The organism is Maritimimonas sp. 2405UD52-3, assembly GCF_056591715.1.
The window spans coordinates 77,193-98,423 of the sequence record NZ_JBWQOL010000001.1 but is presented as its reverse complement, the minus strand read 5'-3'; the positions used below and the strand labels follow the sequence as shown (position 1 = coordinate 98,423).

Sequence of the window (21,231 nt, the reverse complement as noted above, 5' to 3'; positions counted from 1 at the left end):
ACTACTCATTCAACAAATCATTAATAGCATCTAAATTAGGGGCGAGTATAATTTCAATGCGTCTGTTTTTGGCTTTACCGGAAACAGAATTATTGCTTGCAACCGGTAAAAATTTGCTGCGTCCTGCAGCGGTAATCTGTTCAGGTGAAACATTATTAGCTGTTAAAATACGTGCAACAGCAGTAGCTCGTTTGGTAGACAAATCCCAATTATCTTGAACAGCACCTTTTCCGCCATAAGGTACATTATCAGTATGTCCTTCTATCAAAACATCAATATCAGAATTTTGTTTTAATACGCTGGCCAAATTAACTACTGCTGAGCGCCCCTGACTGCCTACAGCCCAACTGCCAGAACTAAACAATAATTTATTTTCCATAGAAACATATACTTTACCGTTTTTACGTTCTACGGTAAGTCCTTTTCCTTCAAATGCACTTAATGCTGATGAAACAGCTTCTTTTAATCGTTGCATTTTTGCTTCCTTGGCGGCTATTAGGCCTTCTAATTCATCAACACGCTTAGAACGTGCATCTAAATCACCTTGTAATTCACTAAGTCTTGCACCCTCCTTAGCTAACTGCGCTTCTTTTTCTTGAAGTTGCAATAGGAGTTCTCTATTTTGTTTTTCTTTTTCAGAAAGTTGCTGACTACTCATCTGGGATAGCTCATCATATTCTTTTTCGAGCTTTGTTTTTCGATCTTCTAAACGAACGACTTCATCATTTAGCTTTTCTTTGTCGGAGTTCAGTTTGTCAACTTCAGATTGTAGCTGAATCCTACTTGCCTCTAATTCTTTTTTGGTATCAATAAGGTCTTGATTTTCACCAAATAACTCAGAGTTATTATCTCGTAAACGATTGTATTTATCCTCGAGTTCAGTATATATTTTTTTTGAAACACAGGAAGTTAGTAGGCTGGTAAGTACTACAATAGAAAGAATTTTTTTCATGATAAAATGATTTATTTCTATATTCCTGCCTATACAGGAATGACAATAAGTATAAATAGTTTTATACTACTAACAATTTAAAGTCCTTCCCTTTGGGAAGGATTTAGGATGGGCTTATTTCAACACCAATTGGGCAGTGGTCTGAATGTTTGGCTTCTGGTAAAATATATGCTCTTTTTAATCGATTTTTCAATGATTCCGTTGCCATACAATAGTCAATGCGCCAGCCTTTGTTATTTGCTCTGGCATTTGCCCGATAACTCCACCAAGTGTAATGATGAGGATCTTTTACAAAATATCTAAACGTGTCTATAAATCCACTATCAATAAACTTGCCAATCCACTCTCGCTCTACAGGTAAAAAACCTGAAACGCCTTTCATTTTTGGGTTGTGAATATCAATTTCTTCATGACAAATATTATAATCGCCACAAATAATAAGATTGGGAATCTCTTGCTTTAATTGATTGATGTATTCTTGAAATTCAGCCATATAATTGAGCTTAAAATTCAATCTGGCATCGTTCGTACCTGAAGGCAAGTACAAGCTCATAACTGATACATTATCGAAATCTAATCTAAGATTTCTACCTTCAAAATCCATTGATTCTATACCCGTTCCATATTCTACATGATTTGGTTTTATCTTTGACAAGATGGCCACACTACTATATCCCTTTTTTTGAGCTGAAAACCAATAGTGATGCTCGTACCCGGCATTTTCAAAAACGCTTAAGTCTAATTGTTCTTTGTGCGCTTTGGTTTCCTGAATACAGATCAGATCTGGATTTGTTGCTTTTAACCAATCTATAAATCCTTTTTTTAAAGCTGCTCGAATTCCGTTAACGTTGTAAGAAATTATGTTCATTTAAATAGTCATTTCAGGAATTTCATCTTCAACAATAAGTGTTCCTTCGGTAGCATTTTTTATCTCTTCAACTGAAACTCCAGGAGCTCTTTCTAGCAAGTGAAAAGCATTCTCTTTTACTTCTAAAACGGCTAAATTTGTTACAATTCTTGTTACACATCCAACACCAGTTAATGGCAACGAACATTTTTTAAGCAGTTTCGATTCTCCTCGTTTGTTAGTGTGCATCATAGCGACAATGATATTTTCTGCGGAAGCAACTAAATCCATTGCTCCTCCCATACCTTTAACCATTCTTCCAGGAATTTTCCAGTTGGCAATGTCTCCATTTTGTGCCACTTCCATAGCACCTAAAACAGTCAATTGTACATGCTGGCCACGAATCATAGCAAAACTAGTTGCTGAATTGAAAATAGAACCACCATCTAAAACAGTTACTGTTTGCTTACCAGCGTTAATAAGGTCAGCATCAACTTCTTCTTCATAAGGAAAAGGCCCCATTCCTAGCAAACCATTCTCACTTTGAAATTCAACTTGAATTCCTTTTGGCACATAATTAGCCACCAATGTAGGGATACCAATACCTAAATTTACATACCAGCCATTTTGTAATTCTTGAGCGATTCTTTTTGCTATTCCAACCTTGTCTAGACTCATGCTGTTAATTTTTTGGAGTGATGGTTCTGTTTTCTATGCGTTTTTCATAATGTTGACCTTGAAAAATACGCTGCACAAAAATTCCTGGTGTATGAATTTGATTGGGGTCTAATTTACCTGCAGGAACCAACTCTTCTACTTCTGCCACCGTAATTTTGCCAGCCATCGCCATCATAGGGTTAAAATTTCTTGCAGTTCCTTTATAGATTAAATTACCTGCTGTGTCACCTTTCCATGCTTTTACAAAAGCAAAGTCAGGTTTAAAAGCGTGTTCTAGCACGTACATTTTACCATTAAACTCGCGCGTTTCTTTACCTTCTGCCACTTCAGTACCATAGCCAGCAGGTGTATAAAAAGCTGGAATACCAGCACCAGTCGCTCTACAACGTTCGGCTAACGTACCTTGAGGGATAAGATCTACCTCAAGCTCACCACTTAGCATTTGCCGTTCAAATTCATCATTTTCGCCAACATACGATGAGATCATTTTTTTTATTTGCCGCTGTTGAAGCAACAATCCAAGACCAAAATTATCAATGCCGGCATTATTTGAAATACAAGTTAGGTTATTGATTCCTAATCGCACTAATTCTGCAATGCTATTTTCAGGAATACCACATAAGCCAAACCCTCCCAACATAAACGTCATACCAGATTGTACACCTTGCAAAGCTTGTTCAGTATTTTTTACAACTTTATTGATCATAACTTCAAGTTTAAAATTCTGGCACTTCTTCTACTTCATCTGAAGTATCTTCACCATTTTCAGGATTCTTGTATTTATTACAATCTAGCTCAATAGAAAGATCTGATGGTTTTTCAAAAGCACCTTCACTAATATTTAATTCTTTATCAGCATAACATTTTTTCATGTACAATGCCCAAATAGGTAATGCCATAGAGGCTCCCTGCCCTCGTGCTAAATCAGGAAAATGAGCCGCTCTATCTTCAGCACCTACCCAAACACCTGTTGTTAAATCTGGTACTAACCCCATAAACCAACCGTCTGACTGATTTTGTGTTGTGCCTGTTTTTCCAGCAATTGGATTTTCAAATTTATAAGGATAACCAGATACAATACTATCAGGATATTTAGCCCAAGAGGTACGCAATCTAATACCAGAACCAGCTTGAGTTACACCCTCTAACAAATTAATTACTGTATAAGCGGCTTCTTCATTTAAAACCTCGTTAGTCTTTGGTGAAAATTCGCTTAAAGGCGTACCATTTTTATCTTCTATTCGTAATACCATAATAGGTTCTACATACATACCTTTATTAGCAAAGGTGTTGTAAGCTCCAACCATTTCATAGAGCGTAAGGTCAACACTACCTAATGCAATTGAAGGTACTTCGGGAACCTCATTAACAACTCCTAATTTCTTAGCCAAACGCACTACGTTTTTAGGAGTAGCCATATCAATAAGTTGAGCAGTAATAACATTGGTAGAATTAGCCAATGCATTTTTTAAGGTTTTGGTACCGCCATATTTCTCATCAGAATTTCCTGGGGTCCAAGACTCAGGAAGTCCATACTTACCTTCAGGAATGGTATAGGGTGTATTATTTAATTCATGACATGGAGATAGACGTAATTGATTAATAGCTGTAGCATACACAAAAGGCTTAAATGTTGAGCCTACCTGACGAGATCCTTGCTTTACCTGGTCATACTGAAAATGTTTATGATTAATACCTCCTACCCAAGCTTTTACATGACCGGTTTGCGTTTCGGTAGACATGATACCTGATCGTAAAAAGTGTTTGTAATATAAGATAGAATCACGAGGAGTCATAATTGTGTCTATTTCACCTTTCCAGGAAAAAATTCGCATTTCAGTTTTCTCATCAAAAGAAGCACGAATTTCTTTATCAGACTTACCTTGTTTTTTCATGCGCTTCCAACGATTCGATCGTTTCATGGTGCCATTCATAATTCGTTCTACATCTTTTTTATCGAGATCATAAAAAGGAGCTGTATTATTGTTTTTCTGACTTTTAAAGAACACGCGTTGCAGGTTTGACATATGTTCTTCCATAGCCTCTTCTGCATATTTCTGCATACGTGAATCTATAGTAACATAAATTTTTAGTCCATCTCTATAGATATCGTATTCCTCTCCATTAGGTTTTGGATTCTCCTTAACCCAATCTTTTAGGAACCCTCGTAAATATTCTCTAAAGTAGGTGGCCATCCCAAAACTGGTATCTTCAGGTGAATAATCCAAAGTCAACGGTAAGCTTTGAAGCGAATCTTTTTCTTTTTGACTTATAAACTCATATTTGGCCATTTGTGCCAAAACAACATCGCGTCTATTTTTAACCATTTCTTTTCTCCGTAATGGATTATAGAGTGAAGAATTCTTCAACATACCTACCAATACCGCTGACTCTTCCTGATTGAGGTCTTTAGGCTCTTTGCTAAAATAAATTCTTGAAGCGGAACGAATACCTACAGCTTGATTTAAGAAGTCGTACTTATTAAAATACATTGCAATGATTTCCTCCTTAGTATATTGCCGTTCTAATTTAGTGGCGATTACCCATTCTTTGGCTTTTTGGAGTACTCTTTGAATAATACTTGCGGAAGGTCTTTCGGTAAACAACATCTTGGCTAATTGTTGGGTTATGGTACTTGCACCACCATCTTTACCCATGTTGATAATTGCGCGTGCAGTCCCCTTAAAATCTATGCCAGAATGTTTCTGGAATCTAATATCCTCAGTGGCAATAAGTGCATCTACTAAATTTTTTGGTAATTCTTTATATCCAACAGGAGTTCTATTTTCAACAGCATAGGTGCCAATGGTTTTCCCATCACTTGAAATTACTTCTGTTGCTAGATTGCTTTTAGGGTTCTCTAATTCTTCAAACGAAGGCAGTTTACCAAAAACTCCGAAAGATGCTAGTAGAAACATTAGGCAAAAAGCTAAAACCCCTCCAAAAAAAAGGCGCCATATCCATTTGGTGTATGTTTTAAAAGTAGTTTTTTGTTCTTCTGTTTTTTTAGTCATTATTGGTCATTTTTTCTATGCTAAAACCTACATCAGTTATTCCTTTTAACTGTTCAATACCATCTACAGCACCACTTTTACGCATGGCTTGTTGTATATTGATATTGTAATCACCTGATATTGGAAAAATAACGTTGGTTTTATATTCTAGTTTATTCTCTTTTAAATCAGTCAGTCCTGATCCTAAAAATTTTCCCTCTTGGTTAGTCATTTCATATTCCAACGTATCTTTAACACTCGTATTGTTAGGAAAATTAATATCTACAATTAAAAATAAGTTGCTGTATTGATAGTCATTATTGTTACGTAAATTAATGTACAAATTATTACGAGACAATGTATCTGCATGACTAAATTGAAAACTTACAATACTGTCTTTATGCCATTTACCGTTTTCAATAGTTTTGTACTGATCAAACACAGCATTATTTGAACATGCAACCGCAAAAAAAGACAAGATTAACACTAGAATGTTACGCATTCTTACGAGGTTTTTTTCGTTTATTTCTATTTCTTTTTTTTCTTTTCGTCTTTTTATCAAACCGTGTTAGACTGTCTTGACCAACTACGTCACTAAAAATCAAATCTTTCTTTTTTGATTGATCTTGTTCAAATGCAAACTCTTCAAGACTTGCAACTTTCTTTTTCTGTTTATTTAAAGATACAATTTCATTTACCTGTTCTACATTTAATTGATGCCATTGAACGGGACTATCTTTATAAGCATACCACATCAACCCTTTAAAAATGTCCATTTTCTGAAAAACACCAATGCCTTTTTCGGTATGCAGCCATATATCTGAATCCGGGAAATCTTTTAAAGCATCCATATAGGAATCTAACTCGTAGTTTAAACAACATTTTAATTTACCACATTGCCCTGCAAGCTTTTGAGGATTCAATGATAATTGTTGGTACCTGGCTGATGAAGTATTAACAGACCTGAAATCAGTTAACCATGTTGAGCAACAAAGTTCACGACCGCAGGATCCTACACCCCCAAGTCTGGCTGCTTCTTGGCGTAAGCCTACTTGTTTCATTTCAATACGAATTCTAAAAGTAGAAGCTAATTCTTTTATCAATTGCCTAAAATCAACACGGTCATCTGCTGTATAATAAAATGTGGCTTTGTTACCATCACCTTGAAATTCAACATCAGATAATTTCATTTTTAGACCAAGGCGATTAATAATAAGTCGCGACTTACGCTGTACTTCTTGTTCTTTTTCGCGAGAAGTTTTCCAGACATCTATATCTCTTTGAGAAGCCTTTCGATAAATTTGTTTGATCTCATCTTTCTGTGCAACACCTTTCTTCCGCATCTGTACTTTTACCAATTCACCTGTAAGAGAAACAGTGCCAATATCATGTCCTGGTGATGTCTCTACAGCTACTAGATCACCAAGATGAACAGGAAGATTCTTGGTGTTTTTATAGAAGTGTTTTCGCCCATTTTTAAAGCGCACTTCCATAATGTCAAACTTTGATTGACCAGATGGCAAGGTCATGTTAGAAAGCCAATCAAAAACAGTTAACTTATCACAACTCCCCGTACCACAACTACCATTACTTTTACAGCCTTTAGGGATGTCATTCGCATCTGTTGAGCAACTATTACAGCTCATATATGTTTTATTTTGAAACCAAGTTTAGACTCGGTTTTAAATTCATAAATCGTTTCAACCTGTAAAGATAATTATTATTGCTAAACCATTTTATCAATTTAAGGTGAAGCTCAAAATTCCTTATATTTGATAAGCTATCTAAACTTTCTTCTGTTTTGAGAAATCTTTTTTCATTTCTTTTATTGATTTCAGGTTGTTTGATTTCTGCTCAAAATAATCTTAATTTTAATGGAGGTGAATTTAAATTCAATTCGGATAATCTGCCTTGTATTACTGAAGAGCAAAGGAAAAGTATTCATAAACAATTGAACAATAATATTGCAATGCTTGTAAGTAAAGGTAAAATACCTAAGGTTAAAAGTAGCATAATACAACAATTCGATTGGCCAGTGCAAAAGTCTTCTAGTACTGATTTTTTTGATGTCTGGGGAATATCGTTTTATGTAGATCACAATACTAATTCACCAGACCTCTTATTAGATTACAATTGCGGTAGTAGAACTTATGATACTCAATCTGGGTATAACCATCAAGGTACGGATATTTATACCTGGCCTTTTTCTTGGTATCAAATGGATAATGACATGGCTGAGGTAGTAGCTGCAGCTCCTGGAGTTATAATTAATAAATTTGATGGTAATTTTGATAGGAGTTGTGATTTTAATAGTAATATTTGGAATGCGGTGTACATAAGACATTCTGATGGAAGTATTGCTTGGTATGGGCATTTAAAAAATGGAAGTGTTACTTCAAAAGGTATAGGATCAACAGTGTCAGCAGGTGAATACCTTGGTGTTATAGGTAGTTCGGGTAATTCAACAGGCCCACATTTACATTTTGAAGTATATGACAGTAGCGGTAGTTTAATTGATCCCTATGTAGGGTCTTGTAATAACAAGAATTCAACTACATGGTGGGCAGATCAAAAATCATATTATAAACCTTATATTAATGCATTGCTCACGCATAATGATGATCCTGACTTTAAGTTTGATAATTGCCCTCAAACAGAAACGTTAAATCTTGCAGATCAATTTTTACCAACTCAAAGAGTGTATGTAGCCTCTTATTTTAGAGATCAGTTATCAGGAACAACAGCTTCCTATAAACTATACAGACCCAATGGAACATTATTTACTGATTGGACATTGAATTTTACAGATACCTATTCATCATCATATTGGTATTGGTGGTTTGATAATTTGTCAGATTTAGGGACTTGGCGTTTTGAAGTTTCATATCAAGGTCAAACCGAAAGCAAAACTTTTCAGGTTATTACTTCACTTGGTGTTGAGGAAGAACAAATAGAAAACTTAGTTATTAGTCCAAATCCTTTTTCTGGTTCATTTAAAATTTCTGGAGTTTATCTAAATGAACATGACTTTAAAATTTCCATTTATAATAATTTGGGTCAAGAGATTTTTAGTCAAGATTATCTGTCTTCTGAGATTACTCCAAATTTAATGGCTAAAGGTGTTTATTTTTTAAAAATCACTTCTAAAGCAGCAAATAGTTCTAAAACTTTTCCTCTAATAAAGAATTAAGCACTGTATATTTGTGGCATGCTGTTTACAGATATCATTGGACAAGGAAGAGCCAAGAAGCAATTAGTAATTTCGGTTGAAAATCAAAGGATACCGCATGCACAATTGTTTGTTGCACCTAAAGGTAGTGGGGCTTTACCTTTAGCTATAGCATATGCTCAGTATATTTTATGTGAGAATTCAGATGGTGAGAATATTACAGGCAATCAGGCGTGTAATTTAAAATTTGAAAAACTCACGCACCCTGATATGCATTTTGTATTTCCGGTGGCAGCCAATGCCAATGTAAAAAAGCATCCTATTAGTGATCTGTTTCTTAGTGAATGGCGTGATTTTATTGCTAATAATCCTTATGGGGATTTGTTTGATTGGTATCAACAGCTAGGTATAGAAAATAAACAAGGTCAAATTGGTGTTGATGAAGCTGAAAACATTGTTAAGAAACTATCTTTAAAAGCTTATGAAGGAAACTTCAAGGTCATGCTGATTTGGATGGCTGAAAAAATGAATATCGCTGCATCCAATAAACTATTGAAACTTATTGAAGAGCCACCCGAAAAAACGATACTACTTTTAATTACTGAAAATGAGGATCAAATTCTAGAAACCATTCAATCACGATGCCAGGTAGTAAAATTATTTCCGCTAAGTGAAAATGAGATCAAAAGTGGGTTGTTGAAATTACAACATGTTATCGAAAATGATGCTATTAAGATAGCACATCAGGCTGATGGTAATTGGAATAAGGCTCTACAACTTGCGCATAATGAAAATAATGAAGAGCAGTTTGAACAATGGTTTATTACTTGGGTGAGAACTGCATTTAGGGCTAAAGGCAATGCCTCTGTTATAAATGATCTTGTAGGTTGGAGCGATACAATAGCTAGAACAGGGCGTGAAGTTCAAAAGAATTTTTTACAGTATTGTCTTCAATTTTTCAGACAGTCCATGTTAAAAAATTATCAAGCTGATCAGTTGGTATTTCTAGAACCAACAACCGCAAATTTTAATTTAGAAAAGTTTGCACCATTTGTGCATAGCGGCAATATTTTAGAAATAAGCAATGAATTAAACGATGCCATTTATCACATAGAAAGAAATGGAAATGCTAAGATTATTTTGTTAGATCTTTCTATAAAATTAACACGATTATTGCATCAAAAGGAGTCGGTTTAGTGTTTTAATATATAAAAATACACGGCCATAAAATGTGAAAAGCTACCTAGTAAGACAAAGACATGAAAAATAGCATGATTGTACTTTATTTTTTCAATGCTATACAAAATGGCTCCAACGGTGTAAAAGATACCTCCTGCCATTAACCAATAAAGTCCATTCAAAGGAAGATTTTCTATTAAAGGTTTAATGGCAAAAATGATAATCCAACCCATGGCAACATATGCAATGGTTGAGATTTTATCGAATCTTCCTGTATAAAAGAGCTTAAAGAAGATACCGATTAATGCTATGCCCCAAGTGATACCGAAGATGGTCCACCCTAGCCAACCTTTTAATGTGACTAAAGTAAACGGTGTATAGGTTCCAGCAATCAATACATAAATAGCTGCATGATCTAGAATATTAAGTTTTTTACGGTATTTTGGGTTTTGCACATAGTGGTAGAATGTAGAAGCTGAATACATAAGTATGAGACTCACACCAAAAATGGTAAAACTAACTATATGCCTTGCAGTACCGTAGGTACTGGCATGCACTATCAATAAAACTAAGGCAGCTATACTCAAAATCAAACCTAGCGCATGCGTAATAACGTTTAGATTTTCTTCTGTCTTTGTATAGTATGTTAGGTGCTTGTCTTGCATGATTCTTTCTCTAGGTCATTGATCAACTCATTATATATTAAATTATATGCCTTTTTCTTGAGAGGTTCCATATCATCTAAAGTTAATCCTTCAGTTTTTATAAAAGGATGAACTTTTACACGTAATTTTCCAGGCCAACCACTAAAGAATGTCCATGAAAATCGCTTTTTCACATCGTAAAATGTCATAGGAACAATCGGAATTTGATGTTCAATGGCCATTCTGAAAGCGCCATTTTTAAAAGGAGCCAAAGTCACACTTTCTTCGGGTACCAACCCCTCTGGAAAAATGGCAATACTCAGGCCCAATTTTAATTTTTCCTGAGCACTTATGTATACCTCTTTTCTACTTTCTGCATTACCTCTATCCACCAAAATACTGGTTTTTTTGGCTACATAACCAAAAACAGGAATTTTCTCAACTTCTTTTTTTCCAACAAATACTGCCGGATTTTTCATAACCGATAGCATGAGCATTACATCAATAAGTGATGCATGGTTAGCAATAAACATATAACTCTTATCTGGTAAGATTTCCTGTTTATATTGAACCACTGGCTTAAAACCCATTACAAAAACGATAGTCTTTCCCCAAGCAATGGCTATTTTAAAAAAGGTCTTGTAGTATTTTTCATCATAAATCACAAAAATCAATAAAGGCAGTACGAAAAGAATGGAAAAAAATACCCACCCATAGAACCAGGCACGCCAAAAAATTCTAAAAATGTTTTTGAAAAACTCCACAGCGATCAAAAGTAACAATAATAATATTCAAATAACAATCCCTATTTTTGCGACCGAAAACGTCATTGCGATCCGCCAAAGGCGGAGCGGCAATCTGATCAAAAGATTCCTTCTCTCAATAGTTATTGGGATCGGAATGACGAAAATTTTGTTATGGCACGAATACTTACAGGTGTACAAAGTACTGGAACACCGCATTTAGGGAATTTATTAGGAGCAATTATACCGGCAATTGAAATGGCAAACGATCCTTCTAACGAATCGTTTCTGTTTATTGCTGATATGCATACACTTACCCAAATTAAAGATGGCAAAACAATAAAGGAAAACACGTACAGTACTGCAGCCACTTGGTTGGCATTTGGTTTAGATATTGAAAAAACTGTCTTTTATCGCCAAAGTGATATTCCTGAAGTAACGGAATTGTCTTGGTATTTAAGTTGCTTTTTCCCATATCAACGATTGACCTTAGCGCATAGTTTTAAGGACAAAGCTGACCGATTAGAAGATGTAAATGCAGGATTGTTTACCTATCCAATGTTAATGGCGGCTGATATCTTATTGTACGATGCTGAATTCGTACCTGTAGGTAAAGATCAGTTACAACATCTAGAAATGTCTCGAGACGTGGCTAATAGAATTAACCATCAAGTGGGTACTATTTTAGTTCCACCTCAGGCTAAAGTTAGAGAAAACACAATGTTGGTACCTGGTATAGATGGTGAAAAAATGAGTAAATCGCGAAATAATGACATCAATTTATTCTTAGATGATAAAAAGTTGCGGAAACAGATCATGAAGATTCAAACGGATAGTACCCCACTAGAAGCACCTAAGAATCCAGATACCTGTAATTTATTTGCTTTGTATAAATTGGTGGCTAATGAAGAGCAGGTTGCTGAAATGCGAGCCAATTACTTGGGTGGTAATTACGGTTATGGTCACGCTAAACAAGCATTCTTTGAATTACTGATTGAAAAGTTCGCCAAAGAACGTGAATTGTACCTTCACTACATGAATAACCTAAATGAAATTGATGAAGCTTTAGTTATAGGTGCAGAAAAAGCCCGAAAAGTAGCTAATGAGGTTTTGTCGAGAGTCAGAGAAAAGTTGGGGTATTAAAAGTTTAAAGAAATAAAATACTCTAAAAAGTGAATTTTTGTCGTTCTGAGTAGAACGAAGAACCTCATACATGTTAAAAAAGATTCTTTATTTCGTTTTACTCATTCAGAATGACAATGATCTTGTTGTTTTGGTTCTAAATTAGGGTGCAGGATTTGGTATTAATGAATGTACAGCTTCAATTTCTGCTAAAACATCCTTAGATAATTCAACGTTAATACTATTTATATTTTCCTTTAACTGATCCATTTTAGTAGCTCCTATAATATTACTGGTCACAAAAGGCAATTGATTGATATAGGCTAAGGATAATTGCGATAATGTAATATTATGTTTTTGTGCTATTTGTAAATATTTACTAACCGCAGTATCTGAACTCTCATTTCTATAGCGAGCAATAAACCTTGGGAACAATGTTCCCCGAGCACCTTCAGGTTGTCCTCCATTTAAATATTTACCTGAAAGCACACCTTGCGCTAAAGGCGAGTAGGCTAATAGACCTATATCTTCTCTCAAAGAAACTTCAGACATTCCATATTCATAAGAACGATGAATTAAAGAATACGAATTTTGAATGGTCACCATTCTTGGCAAATTATGTTCTTTTGCGGTTTGTAAATATTGCATAGTTCCCCAAGGCGTTTCATTAGAGAGGCCAACATGCCTAATTTTACCCTGCTTTATGAAATCTTGCAATGTCTCTAAAATCTCAAGGTGATTTTCTGCATCTTTAGTGGAAGTCTGATATGGATAATCACGTACTCCAAAACAATTGACACCACGATCAGGCCAATGCAATTGATATAAATCTATATAATCAGTTTGCAGACGTTGTAAACTACCTTCTAAAGCTGCAGTAATATTTGCTCTGCTTAAGCGGCCTGAACGAATGTGTTTTGTATAATCACCTCCTCCTGCAATTTTACTAGCCAAAATTACCTTATCACGATTTCCTGTTTTCTTAAACCATGAGCCAATAATTTCTTCAGTAGCACCATAAGTTTCTGGTGTAGCTGGTACAGAATATAATTCAGCCGTGTCAAAAAAGTTAACGCCTTGGTCTAATGCATAATCCATTTGCGCATGGCCATCAGCTTCTGTATTCTGATTGCCCCAGGTCATGGTACCAAGGCATATTTTACTAACTTTTATATCTGTAGTTGGTAAGTTTGTATATTTCATTTAGTTTAAATTTTTAGTAAAAATCCAATATTTTTTTCCAAGTCTTTGTACTTCCTTTTGCTTTTTAAACCCCATTTTTTCATACATAATTCTGGCTACAGGCATGAATTCAGATGTATGTAGCGCAATAATTTTTTCATCTGTTTTTATAGCAAGTTTAATACACAACTCCGTTAATTTTTTTCCAATACCTAATCCTCTAAATTTTGGGTTAACTGCTAATGAACGAATATAACAAACATTGCTTGTATATAAATCTGTGGGATTTCCATTTGAAAAAAAATAAATTACACCTACAATTTTAGTGTCAATTTCACAAACAAAAGCAGTACCTATGGTAATAAGGCTTTCTACATTTTTACTATCATTAAGAATTTGATCTAACTTTTTCCAATTTTCATCGTCAAGAATAGAAGAATATTCGGAGTAAGCCAATAAACCAAGTTCTTTGCATTGTTCTAGGTCGTTAATATTTCCTTTTCTATATTTCAAGAAATATTACTTCAATATAGCTTCAATCCCCGGAAGGGTTTTACCCTCTAACATTTCTAACATGGCACCGCCACCGGTAGATACATAACTTACTTTATCTTGAAATCTGAATTGCTTAACGGCAGCTACAGAATCACCACCACCAACTAATGAAAAAGCACCATCAGCAGTAGCATCTGAAATGGCGTTCCCTAATTCTATGGTTCCTTTTGAAAAAGAAGGGAGTTCAAATACACCAACAGGGCCATTCCATAAAATAGTTTTTGACTGTGCAATTACATAAGAGAAGCCAACATTTGATTTTGGCCCGGCATCCAATCCTTGCCATCCGTCGGGGATATTTTTAATATCAATCACCTGGGTGTTTGCATCATTGTCAAAGGCATCAGCGGCTATCACATCAACAGGTAGATGTACTTTGACACCCTTTTGTTTAGCCTGTTTCAAAATTTCCAAAGCCAGTTCTTGTTTATCGTCTTCGCAAATAGAATCACCAATACTCCCGCCTTGAGCTTTAATAAAGGTAAAGCTCATACCACCACCAATAATCAGATGATCAATTTTATCAAGAATATTTTCAATAACGGTGATTTTAGATGATACTTTGGCACCTCCTAAAACAGCGGTTACAGGTTTTTTGCTATCACTAAAAACTTTATTAATACTTTCAATTTCTTTTGCCAGTAAATATCCAAAGCATTTTTTTCCGTCAAAAAACTGAGCTACAATTGTTGTGGAGGCGTGAGCACGATGCGCCGTTCCAAAAGCATCATTTACATAGATATCTCCTAGCTTTGAAAGTTGTTCCGCGAAATTGACATCACCTGCTTTTTCTTCGTTGTGAAAACGCAAATTTTCTAATAGCAATACCTCACCAGCTTCTAAATTAGCAGCTTCTTCTTCCACTGTAGCCCCTACGCAATCATCTACAAATTTTACCTGTACACCAATAATATTACTTACGGTATCAACAATATGACTCAATGAAAATTCAGGACTTACTCCTTTTGGTCTTCCTAAATGCGACATTAATATACAACTACCACCATCTTCAAGTACTTTTAAAATGGTAGGTTTTGCCGAGGTGATTCGTGTAGTGTCTGTAACATTAAAATTTTCATCTAACGGTACATTAAAATCAACACGCATTAAGGCTTTCTTATTTTCAAAATTAAAGTCGTCTATTGTATTCATGATTAGCTTTTTTTAAGGAAAATCAAATATAAAGTTTCTATACTTATTTTTGAATGATTTTGCCATTCTTGATGTTATAATAATAAAGCGATATAAAACTTATAAAAAATTATGACTATATTTAAAGGATAAAAACTCTACTGTTATGGCAATAAAAAGTTTTATGGGTAAAAGAAGCCAACCCAAGAAAGATGAATTTCAACCAGCGAAGGTTTCTGATTATATGACAAAAAAGCTGATTACGTTTAGACCAGATCAGCCAGTAGCTGAGGTGATGCAGGCGTTAATCAGTAATAGAATTTCAGGAGCGCCTGTTGTGAATGAACGAAATGAATTGTTAGGTATTATTTCTGAGGGAGATTGTATCAAGCAAATTTCTGAAAGTCGTTATTATAATATGCCAATAGATAATGAAAGCACAGTTGCAAGACATATGGCCAAAGATGTAGAAACGATTAGTGGTGATTTGGATGTTTTTGAAGCAGCAGAAAAATTTTTAAAATCAAAAAGAAGACGTTTTCCAATTGTTGAAAATGGCAAATTGGTTGGACAGATAAGTCAAAAAGATATTTTAATTGCTGCTATGGAGCAGCGAGGAGACAATTGGCGCAAATAGGTTAGTCTCTTTTAATGAGTAGATAATACTCATTTTCTAATGCAAGATATCCTTGGTCATACACATAATAATAGGTATGACCTTTTTTTGTGGTGTAAATTGAAGTGAATAGCCGAAAGTCAAATCCGCGATCATAGAGTCTGTTTCGAGTGACTTTTGTTTTACCTGTAGTATTCAATTCTGATAGTACTTTATAGTTTTTACGCAAGCGGTTATTAATGTTTCTAATTAGGTTTTTACTTTCTTTATTGACCTTATTATTATACGAATTACGACAGTAATCTGAGCAGAATTTTTTATCAATTCGTCCCACTACTTTCTCTCCACATTCTAAGCATTTTCTATCCATATACATTAAGAATAATTCCCTGTAAATATATAAATTATTCGTTTACATTCATTTACAATCGAAAGTAAACGTTTAACAACCGATATTAATTTTGTTGCTAGTAGATATTTGCCCAGTTGGATTGAACGAATGATATCTGATAGGCCCTGAATCAAATTCAGGATAAACTTAACTGTTAAACATTAAAATTATGAACACACTAAGAAACAAAGTACAGTTGATTGGAAATTTAGGAAACAACCCCGAGATCATCACCTTAGATTCTGGTAAGAAATTGGCAAAATTCTCTGTTGCAACAAATGACTCATATCGTAATGCAAAAGGTGAAAAAGTAACTGATACACAATGGCATAATGTAGTTGCATGGAACAAAACAGCAGAAATTATTGAAAAGTATCTAGTTAAAGGTAATGAAATAGCTATAGAAGGTAAATTAACCTCTAGAAGCTATGAAGATAAAAATGGCGATAAAAAATACATAACTGAAGTTGTTTGCAATGAATTACTAATGCTTGGTAAAAAATAAAGTATACTATTTTAACTATAATAACGTTTTAAGAATTCAATGTATAGCAAATTGCGCTGTGCAAGAGAGAAAGTTTTGAGCACCTAAAAGGTGCTCTTTTCTTTTTATTATACATCAAAATCCCTGAAAAAAGATGTGATTTCAAAGCGATTTGATGTCTATAAGATCAAAAGTTGATAAAAAGCAACCGTATAACTAGTACTGATTTAATAAAACCACAATTTTTTGCCATGTTTTTATCATATTGGGAAAAATTCATGAAACTACATTATGAATCAAAGGTTTTGAAGGAGCTTTCTTAATTTTACAAATTAAGAAAAGGCTTAATTTATGTCTACACAACCCAAGCTTACAAGATTTAACCAAAATGTCATGGCCAAGTACCAGATTTATAATGGTATTTTTATGACATTGCCATTTTATGCTGTTACTAAAACAGGAGTATTATTACCTCTTTTTCATGAAACCTGTAAAAAAGGTTATGAAAATGGTGAAGACGCTTCAGCAATTGTAAAATCCTTTTTCAAAAAGTATCAAGCAAGACGTTCGCCTGAGAGTCAAATAAATTTGCTGTTTCGTTTTATTAAATATATAGAGAGACAAGTGGTATTATTTGATGCTATTGAAGATGCGGCCTTTCCTATAGTTAATAATATGGATGGTATTGGTACTTTAAGACATTTAAAAGAAAATGCGGTTTCCGAGAATAAATTGCCAGACCTTATCAAGTATTTAAATGAGTTTAAGGTTCGCATTGTATTGACAGCCCATCCAACACAGTTTTACCCAGGTGCAGTATTAGGTATTATTACAGATCTTACCGAAGCCATCAAAAATGATGACCTATTGAAGATTAATGATTTACTAGCTCAGCTTGGTAAAACACCTTTTTTTAAGAAGAAAAAACCCTCACCTTACGATGAAGCTGTTAATTTAATATGGTATCTTAAAAATGTTTTTTATCACTCTTTTGGTAGCATTTATGACTACGTACAGCAAAACATTTATGATAATAAAACAATTAATAATTCTATTATTAATATTGGATTTTGGCCAGGAGGTGATCGCGACGGAAATCCGTTTGTGACTCCAGAAATTACACTAAATGTTGCCAAGAAACTCAAAGAGTCAATTATCAAAAAATATATTAAAGATATTAAATACCTAAGAAGGCGCTTAACTTTTAAAGGTATTAGAGAACGCGTTGTAGATTTAAATCATCGATTAAATACATTATTAGATAAGAGTAGTAAGTATCAAATAACTTTAGAAGAAATGATAGAGGAGCTAGAGACCATTAGGAAACTTTTAGTTGAAGAGCACCAATCACTCTATGTAAATAAAGTTACCTCACTAATTAATAAAACGAGATTATTCGGTTTTCATTTTGCTAGTTTAGATATCCGTCAGGACAGTAGAAAGCATAATGAGGTTTTTCAAGATGTAGTAAAGGTAGTGCATAAAAAGGCTCCTGAAATATTACCCAAAAATTTTAATGAACAGACTCCTAAACAGCAGGTAAAAACCTTAGCAAAGGTCAAAGGTGAGCTAAATATTGATTGGTTTAAGGATGAGTTTACCGTACGTACCTTAAAAACTATGCAAGCCTTAAAAAGTATTCAGGAGACCAATGGAGAATTAGCATGCAACCGTTACATTATTAGTAATAACCAGACTGCTGTAAATGTCATGCAACTATATGCTATGTTAAAGTTGACTGCATTTCAAGATAATTTAACGGTAGATATTGTACCCTTATTTGAAACCGTTCCTGATTTAGAGAATGCACCAGAGGTTATGGAAACCTTGTATAAAACTTCTCAATATAGAAAGCATCTTGAACAAAGAGGTAATAAACAGACCATCATGTTAGGTTTTAGTGATGGTACTAAAGACGGCGGGTATTTAATGGCCAATTGGGCTATATTTAAAGCAAAAGAGGCCTTGACAAAAGTATCGCGCAAGTATAAGATAGCAGTTGTATTTTTTGATGGTCGTGGTGGTCCTCCGGCAAGAGGAGGAGGTAAAACACATAATTTTTATGCTTCATTAGGGCCAACAATAGAAGATAAAGAAGTGCAATTGACTATACAAGGGCAAACCATTAGTTCTAATTTTGGCACACCGGAATCTTCACAGTATAATATGGAACAATTGATTAGTTCGGGTATTTTAAACCGCTTGAATGCTAATAATACTAAACTTTCAAGAGCCGATAAAGGTACAATGAATAAACTGGCAAAAATTAGTTATGAAGCGTATACAGACTTTAAAAGCCACTCTAAATTTTTGCCATATTTAGAGCGTATGAGTACTTTAAAGTATTATGCTAAAACCAACATTGGTAGTCGCCCATCCAAGCGAGGTAGTTCATCAGAATTGGTATTTTCTGACCTGCGTGCCATTCCTTTCGTAGGAAGTTGGAGTCAATTAAAGCAGAATGTTCCAGGATTTTTTGGTGTGGGAACGGCTTTAAAATACTATGAAGATAAAGGAGAATTTAGAAAGGTAAAGCAGCTTTACAAAAACTCCAGTTTTTTTAGAACATTAATTGGAAATAGTATGATGGCCATGGCAAAGTCATTTTTTGACTTAACTAAATATATGTCTGAAGATGAGGAGTTTGGATATTTTTGGAAGCTTGTTTATGATGAGTTTGTGTTGAGCAAACGCTTAGTTTTAAAACTAACAGGTTATAAAAAACTCATGGAAGAAGAGCCAGCAGGAAAGGCATCTATCGATATGAGAGAGTCCATTGTATTACCTTTACTAACAATACAGCAGTACGCATTGAAGAAAATACAAGAGCTAAATAAAGAAGAAAATATTGATAAGAAAGAACTTGAAATCTATGAAAAGATAGTTACCAGATCTTTATTTGGAAACATCAATGCCAGTAGAAATTCAGCTTAAGATTATTTTTTCTTGTTGATTGTTCTCAAGGCTTTTTTAATAATATACGCTGTTTCTTTAGTGGGAGATACTTTCTCCCATTTTTTGCATATAGAGATAACCCAATCAGGTTGAGATTTACTGGCGTCATTGAGCCAGTTACCAACTGAGTCACGAACATACTTTGAAGGATCAGATTTCAGAGGTTCAATCAATTGCAATCCCTTTTCAGGATTTTCTTGAAATTTGGCAATCTTTTTTACCCATACACCAACGGGTCGTAGTGCTTCAACAGCAAAACGACGAATATTTTCATCACTACTTTTGGTCCATTCAGTTAATAATCTTACAGAAGTATTTAAATCTTCACTCATACGTTCTTTGCTGGCGAATATTACAACTTCTCTAACTCCAAAATGAGCATCAGCAGCATAAATTTTCATTGTATTTATGAGTGAAATAGTATTATCATGATGTAAACTTTCTGCCCAGCATGCCCAACTACGCACCACATCTGATGTATGTTTTTTTAACTGATCGTAAATTAATTTTTCTTTAGTTAATATGCCAAAAGTTTGCCCAATGACCTTTACATCATTATTTGCGGATCTTTTTTTTTGAGCTAAAACCGGAGCTTCAAAGTCATCATACCAATCATCTTTTTTGAAATCTTTCAAAACATGTTTTAATAGAATTAATTGATCTGTTGCTAGCCATTCCATTAAGTTAGCTGTCTGGATTTCTCCAGTATTTAAATACTCGATTACTTCGGGATCTAAATCTTTTAAACTTCTTGCGCCTTTTCTATTTTGTATATGTTCTGGGATCATCATGTGAAATTAGCAAATAAAAACTCTTTAAAAAAAGAAAGAGCAACCAATGGCTGCTCTTCAATATCCCCTTTTTAAATCAACTTTAACTACCAGCTTCTTTTTTAGCTTCTGCTTTCATTTTGTCATTTGCTAGAATAACAATATTTACACGTCTGTTTTTTGCTCTACCAGAAGCAGTACTGTTATCAGCCATAGGCTTGCTTTCTCCAAACCAATTAACATTTAAACGGTTACTACTAATACCATTCGTATTTCTAAAGTAACTATTTACCGAATTGGCCCTGTTCTTAGATAATGTCATATTATAGGTATCATCACCGGTACTATCAGTATGCCCTACAACTAAGATCTTTGTATCAGGATATTCCTTAAAAACACCTGCCAGCTTATTTAATGTTTGTCGTGATGCAGTATTTATATTGTATTTATTGGTATCAAAATAAATACCACCACCTTTATTTTCATCAAAAGTCACTACAATGGCTTCATCTATACGTTCTACTTCAGCACCTGGAACTTCATTTTCTATTTTTTGTGCCTGTTTATCCATTTTTCTTCCAATGATTGCACCTGTAGCCCCACCTACAACACCTCCAATGACAGCACCCAATTCTCCATTGCCACCTTTACCAATATTATTACCTAAAATGGCTCCAATGACCGCGCCACCAGCAGCGCCTATCACTGCGCCTTTTTGAGAATTGTTGGCATTTTGAATAGCCTTACAATTAATTAAGCTTACCATAATTAATAAGGCTAATATTAAACTGAATGTCTTTTTAATATATGTATTCATGGT

Annotated in this window: 21 protein-coding genes; 6 read left to right on the top strand and 15 right to left on the bottom strand. The window is 34.4% G+C overall.

Going from position 1 to position 21,231, the window contains the following annotated elements:
- Position 1: 1 nt before the first annotated feature.
- The 7 genes from AC1EU5_RS00445 to AC1EU5_RS00415 all read right to left on the bottom strand — a co-directional run bounded on the left by AC1EU5_RS00445 (position 2) and on the right by AC1EU5_RS00415 (position 7,116).
- Positions 2 to 952 (bottom strand): OmpA/MotB family protein, encoded by a 951-nt coding sequence (locus AC1EU5_RS00445; RefSeq protein WP_480190369.1) that lies wholly within the window; start codon positions 950 to 952, stop codon positions 2 to 4.
- A gap of 103 nt (positions 953 to 1,055) precedes the next feature.
- Positions 1,056 to 1,820 carry an exodeoxyribonuclease III gene (locus AC1EU5_RS00440; protein WP_480190368.1) on the bottom strand — a complete coding sequence of 255 codons (765 nt, stop codon included), beginning with the start codon at positions 1,818 to 1,820 and terminating at the stop codon, positions 1,056 to 1,058.
- Complete coding sequence (locus tag AC1EU5_RS00435) at positions 1,821 to 2,477, bottom strand: 3-oxoacid CoA-transferase subunit B (protein ID WP_480190367.1); 657 nt, start codon at positions 2,475 to 2,477, stop codon at positions 1,821 to 1,823.
- Between the two features lie 4 nt (positions 2,478 to 2,481).
- Positions 2,482 to 3,183, bottom strand: coding sequence for a CoA transferase subunit A (locus tag AC1EU5_RS00430; protein ID WP_480190366.1), 702 nt, complete (start codon positions 3,181 to 3,183; stop codon positions 2,482 to 2,484).
- A 10-nt stretch (positions 3,184 to 3,193) separates the two neighbouring features.
- Positions 3,194 to 5,491 (bottom strand): transglycosylase domain-containing protein, encoded by a 2,298-nt coding sequence (locus tag AC1EU5_RS00425; RefSeq protein ID WP_480190365.1) that lies wholly within the window; start codon positions 5,489 to 5,491, stop codon positions 3,194 to 3,196.
- On the bottom strand, positions 5,484 to 5,972 hold the full coding sequence (locus tag AC1EU5_RS00420; RefSeq protein ID WP_480190364.1) for a gliding motility lipoprotein GldH: 489 nt from the start codon (positions 5,970 to 5,972) through the stop codon (positions 5,484 to 5,486). The genes AC1EU5_RS00425 and AC1EU5_RS00420 overlap by 8 nt, the downstream gene beginning before the upstream one ends.
- On the bottom strand, positions 5,965 to 7,116 hold the full coding sequence (locus AC1EU5_RS00415; RefSeq protein WP_480190363.1) for a PSP1 domain-containing protein: 1,152 nt from the start codon (positions 7,114 to 7,116) through the stop codon (positions 5,965 to 5,967). The genes AC1EU5_RS00420 and AC1EU5_RS00415 overlap by 8 nt, the downstream gene beginning before the upstream one ends.
- 155 nt (positions 7,117 to 7,271) lie before the next feature.
- Here AC1EU5_RS00415 and AC1EU5_RS00410 point away from each other — a divergent pair, with 155 nt between their 5' ends.
- Together AC1EU5_RS00410 and AC1EU5_RS00405 are read left to right on the top strand one after the other, a co-directional pair.
- Complete coding sequence (locus AC1EU5_RS00410) at positions 7,272 to 8,660, top strand: peptidoglycan DD-metalloendopeptidase family protein (RefSeq protein WP_480190362.1); 1,389 nt, start codon at positions 7,272 to 7,274, stop codon at positions 8,658 to 8,660.
- 18 nt (positions 8,661 to 8,678) lie between these two features.
- Positions 8,679 to 9,836: a DNA polymerase III subunit gene (locus tag AC1EU5_RS00405; protein WP_480190361.1), complete on the top strand. Its 1,158-nt coding sequence runs from the start codon at positions 8,679 to 8,681 to the stop codon at positions 9,834 to 9,836.
- Here the strand turns inward: AC1EU5_RS00405 and trhA are convergent.
- A complete protein-coding gene (gene trhA / locus AC1EU5_RS00400; RefSeq protein WP_480190360.1) occupies positions 9,833 to 10,483 on the bottom strand; it encodes a PAQR family membrane homeostasis protein TrhA in 651 nt (216 codons plus the stop codon). The two genes, AC1EU5_RS00405 and trhA, sit on opposite strands and share 4 nt — an antisense overlap.
- Complete coding sequence (locus tag AC1EU5_RS00395) at positions 10,465 to 11,127, bottom strand: lysophospholipid acyltransferase family protein (RefSeq protein WP_480191077.1); 663 nt, start codon at positions 11,125 to 11,127, stop codon at positions 10,465 to 10,467. Before AC1EU5_RS00395 ends, trhA begins: the two co-directional genes overlap by 19 nt.
- A gap of 252 nt (positions 11,128 to 11,379) precedes the next feature.
- Between AC1EU5_RS00395 and trpS the strand changes: the two genes are divergently transcribed.
- The gene (gene trpS / locus AC1EU5_RS00390) at positions 11,380 to 12,348 is read left to right on the top strand and encodes a tryptophan--tRNA ligase (RefSeq protein WP_480190359.1); all 969 of its coding nucleotides are present in this window, start codon (positions 11,380 to 11,382) and stop codon (positions 12,346 to 12,348) included.
- A gap of 141 nt (positions 12,349 to 12,489) precedes the next feature.
- Here the strand turns inward: trpS and AC1EU5_RS00385 are convergent, their stop codons facing one another.
- From AC1EU5_RS00385 to AC1EU5_RS00375, 3 genes are read right to left on the bottom strand one after another with little or no spacing between them, the layout of a single operon-like run.
- Positions 12,490 to 13,530 (bottom strand): NADP(H)-dependent aldo-keto reductase, encoded by a 1,041-nt coding sequence (locus tag AC1EU5_RS00385; RefSeq protein ID WP_480190358.1) that lies wholly within the window; start codon positions 13,528 to 13,530, stop codon positions 12,490 to 12,492.
- Entirely contained in the window at positions 13,531 to 14,022 is a 492-nt protein-coding gene (locus AC1EU5_RS00380; protein WP_480190357.1) for a GNAT family N-acetyltransferase, read from the bottom strand.
- 6 nt (positions 14,023 to 14,028) lie between these two features.
- Entirely contained in the window at positions 14,029 to 15,216 is a 1,188-nt protein-coding gene (locus AC1EU5_RS00375) for a phosphoglycerate kinase (protein ID WP_480190356.1), read from the bottom strand.
- A 145-nt stretch (positions 15,217 to 15,361) separates the two neighbouring features.
- Between AC1EU5_RS00375 and AC1EU5_RS00370 the strand changes: the two genes are divergently transcribed.
- Positions 15,362 to 15,832, top strand: coding sequence for a CBS domain-containing protein (locus AC1EU5_RS00370; RefSeq protein ID WP_480190355.1), 471 nt, complete (start codon positions 15,362 to 15,364; stop codon positions 15,830 to 15,832).
- 1 nt (position 15,833) lies between these two features.
- Here the strand turns inward: AC1EU5_RS00370 and AC1EU5_RS00365 are convergent, their stop codons facing one another.
- Complete coding sequence (locus AC1EU5_RS00365) at positions 15,834 to 16,181, bottom strand: hypothetical protein (protein WP_480190354.1); 348 nt, start codon at positions 16,179 to 16,181, stop codon at positions 15,834 to 15,836.
- 190 nt (positions 16,182 to 16,371) lie between these two features.
- Between AC1EU5_RS00365 and AC1EU5_RS00360 the strand changes: the two genes are divergently transcribed.
- Together AC1EU5_RS00360 and AC1EU5_RS00355 are read left to right on the top strand one after the other, a co-directional pair.
- Positions 16,372 to 16,707 (top strand): single-stranded DNA-binding protein, encoded by a 336-nt coding sequence (locus AC1EU5_RS00360; RefSeq protein WP_480190353.1) that lies wholly within the window; start codon positions 16,372 to 16,374, stop codon positions 16,705 to 16,707.
- A gap of 330 nt (positions 16,708 to 17,037) precedes the next feature.
- The gene (locus AC1EU5_RS00355; RefSeq protein WP_480190352.1) at positions 17,038 to 19,620 is read left to right on the top strand and encodes a phosphoenolpyruvate carboxylase; all 2,583 of its coding nucleotides are present in this window, start codon (positions 17,038 to 17,040) and stop codon (positions 19,618 to 19,620) included.
- A 2-nt stretch (positions 19,621 to 19,622) separates the two neighbouring features.
- Here AC1EU5_RS00355 and AC1EU5_RS00350 read toward each other — a convergent pair whose 3' ends face one another.
- Together AC1EU5_RS00350 and AC1EU5_RS00345 are read right to left on the bottom strand one after the other, a co-directional pair.
- Entirely contained in the window at positions 19,623 to 20,432 is an 810-nt protein-coding gene (locus AC1EU5_RS00350; protein WP_480190351.1) for a DNA alkylation repair protein, read from the bottom strand.
- A gap of 82 nt (positions 20,433 to 20,514) precedes the next feature.
- Positions 20,515 to 21,228 carry a YiaD family glycine zipper/OmpA-like lipoprotein gene (locus AC1EU5_RS00345; RefSeq protein WP_480190350.1) on the bottom strand — a complete coding sequence of 238 codons (714 nt, stop codon included), beginning with the start codon at positions 21,226 to 21,228 and terminating at the stop codon, positions 20,515 to 20,517.
- Positions 21,229 to 21,231 lie beyond the last annotated feature (3 nt).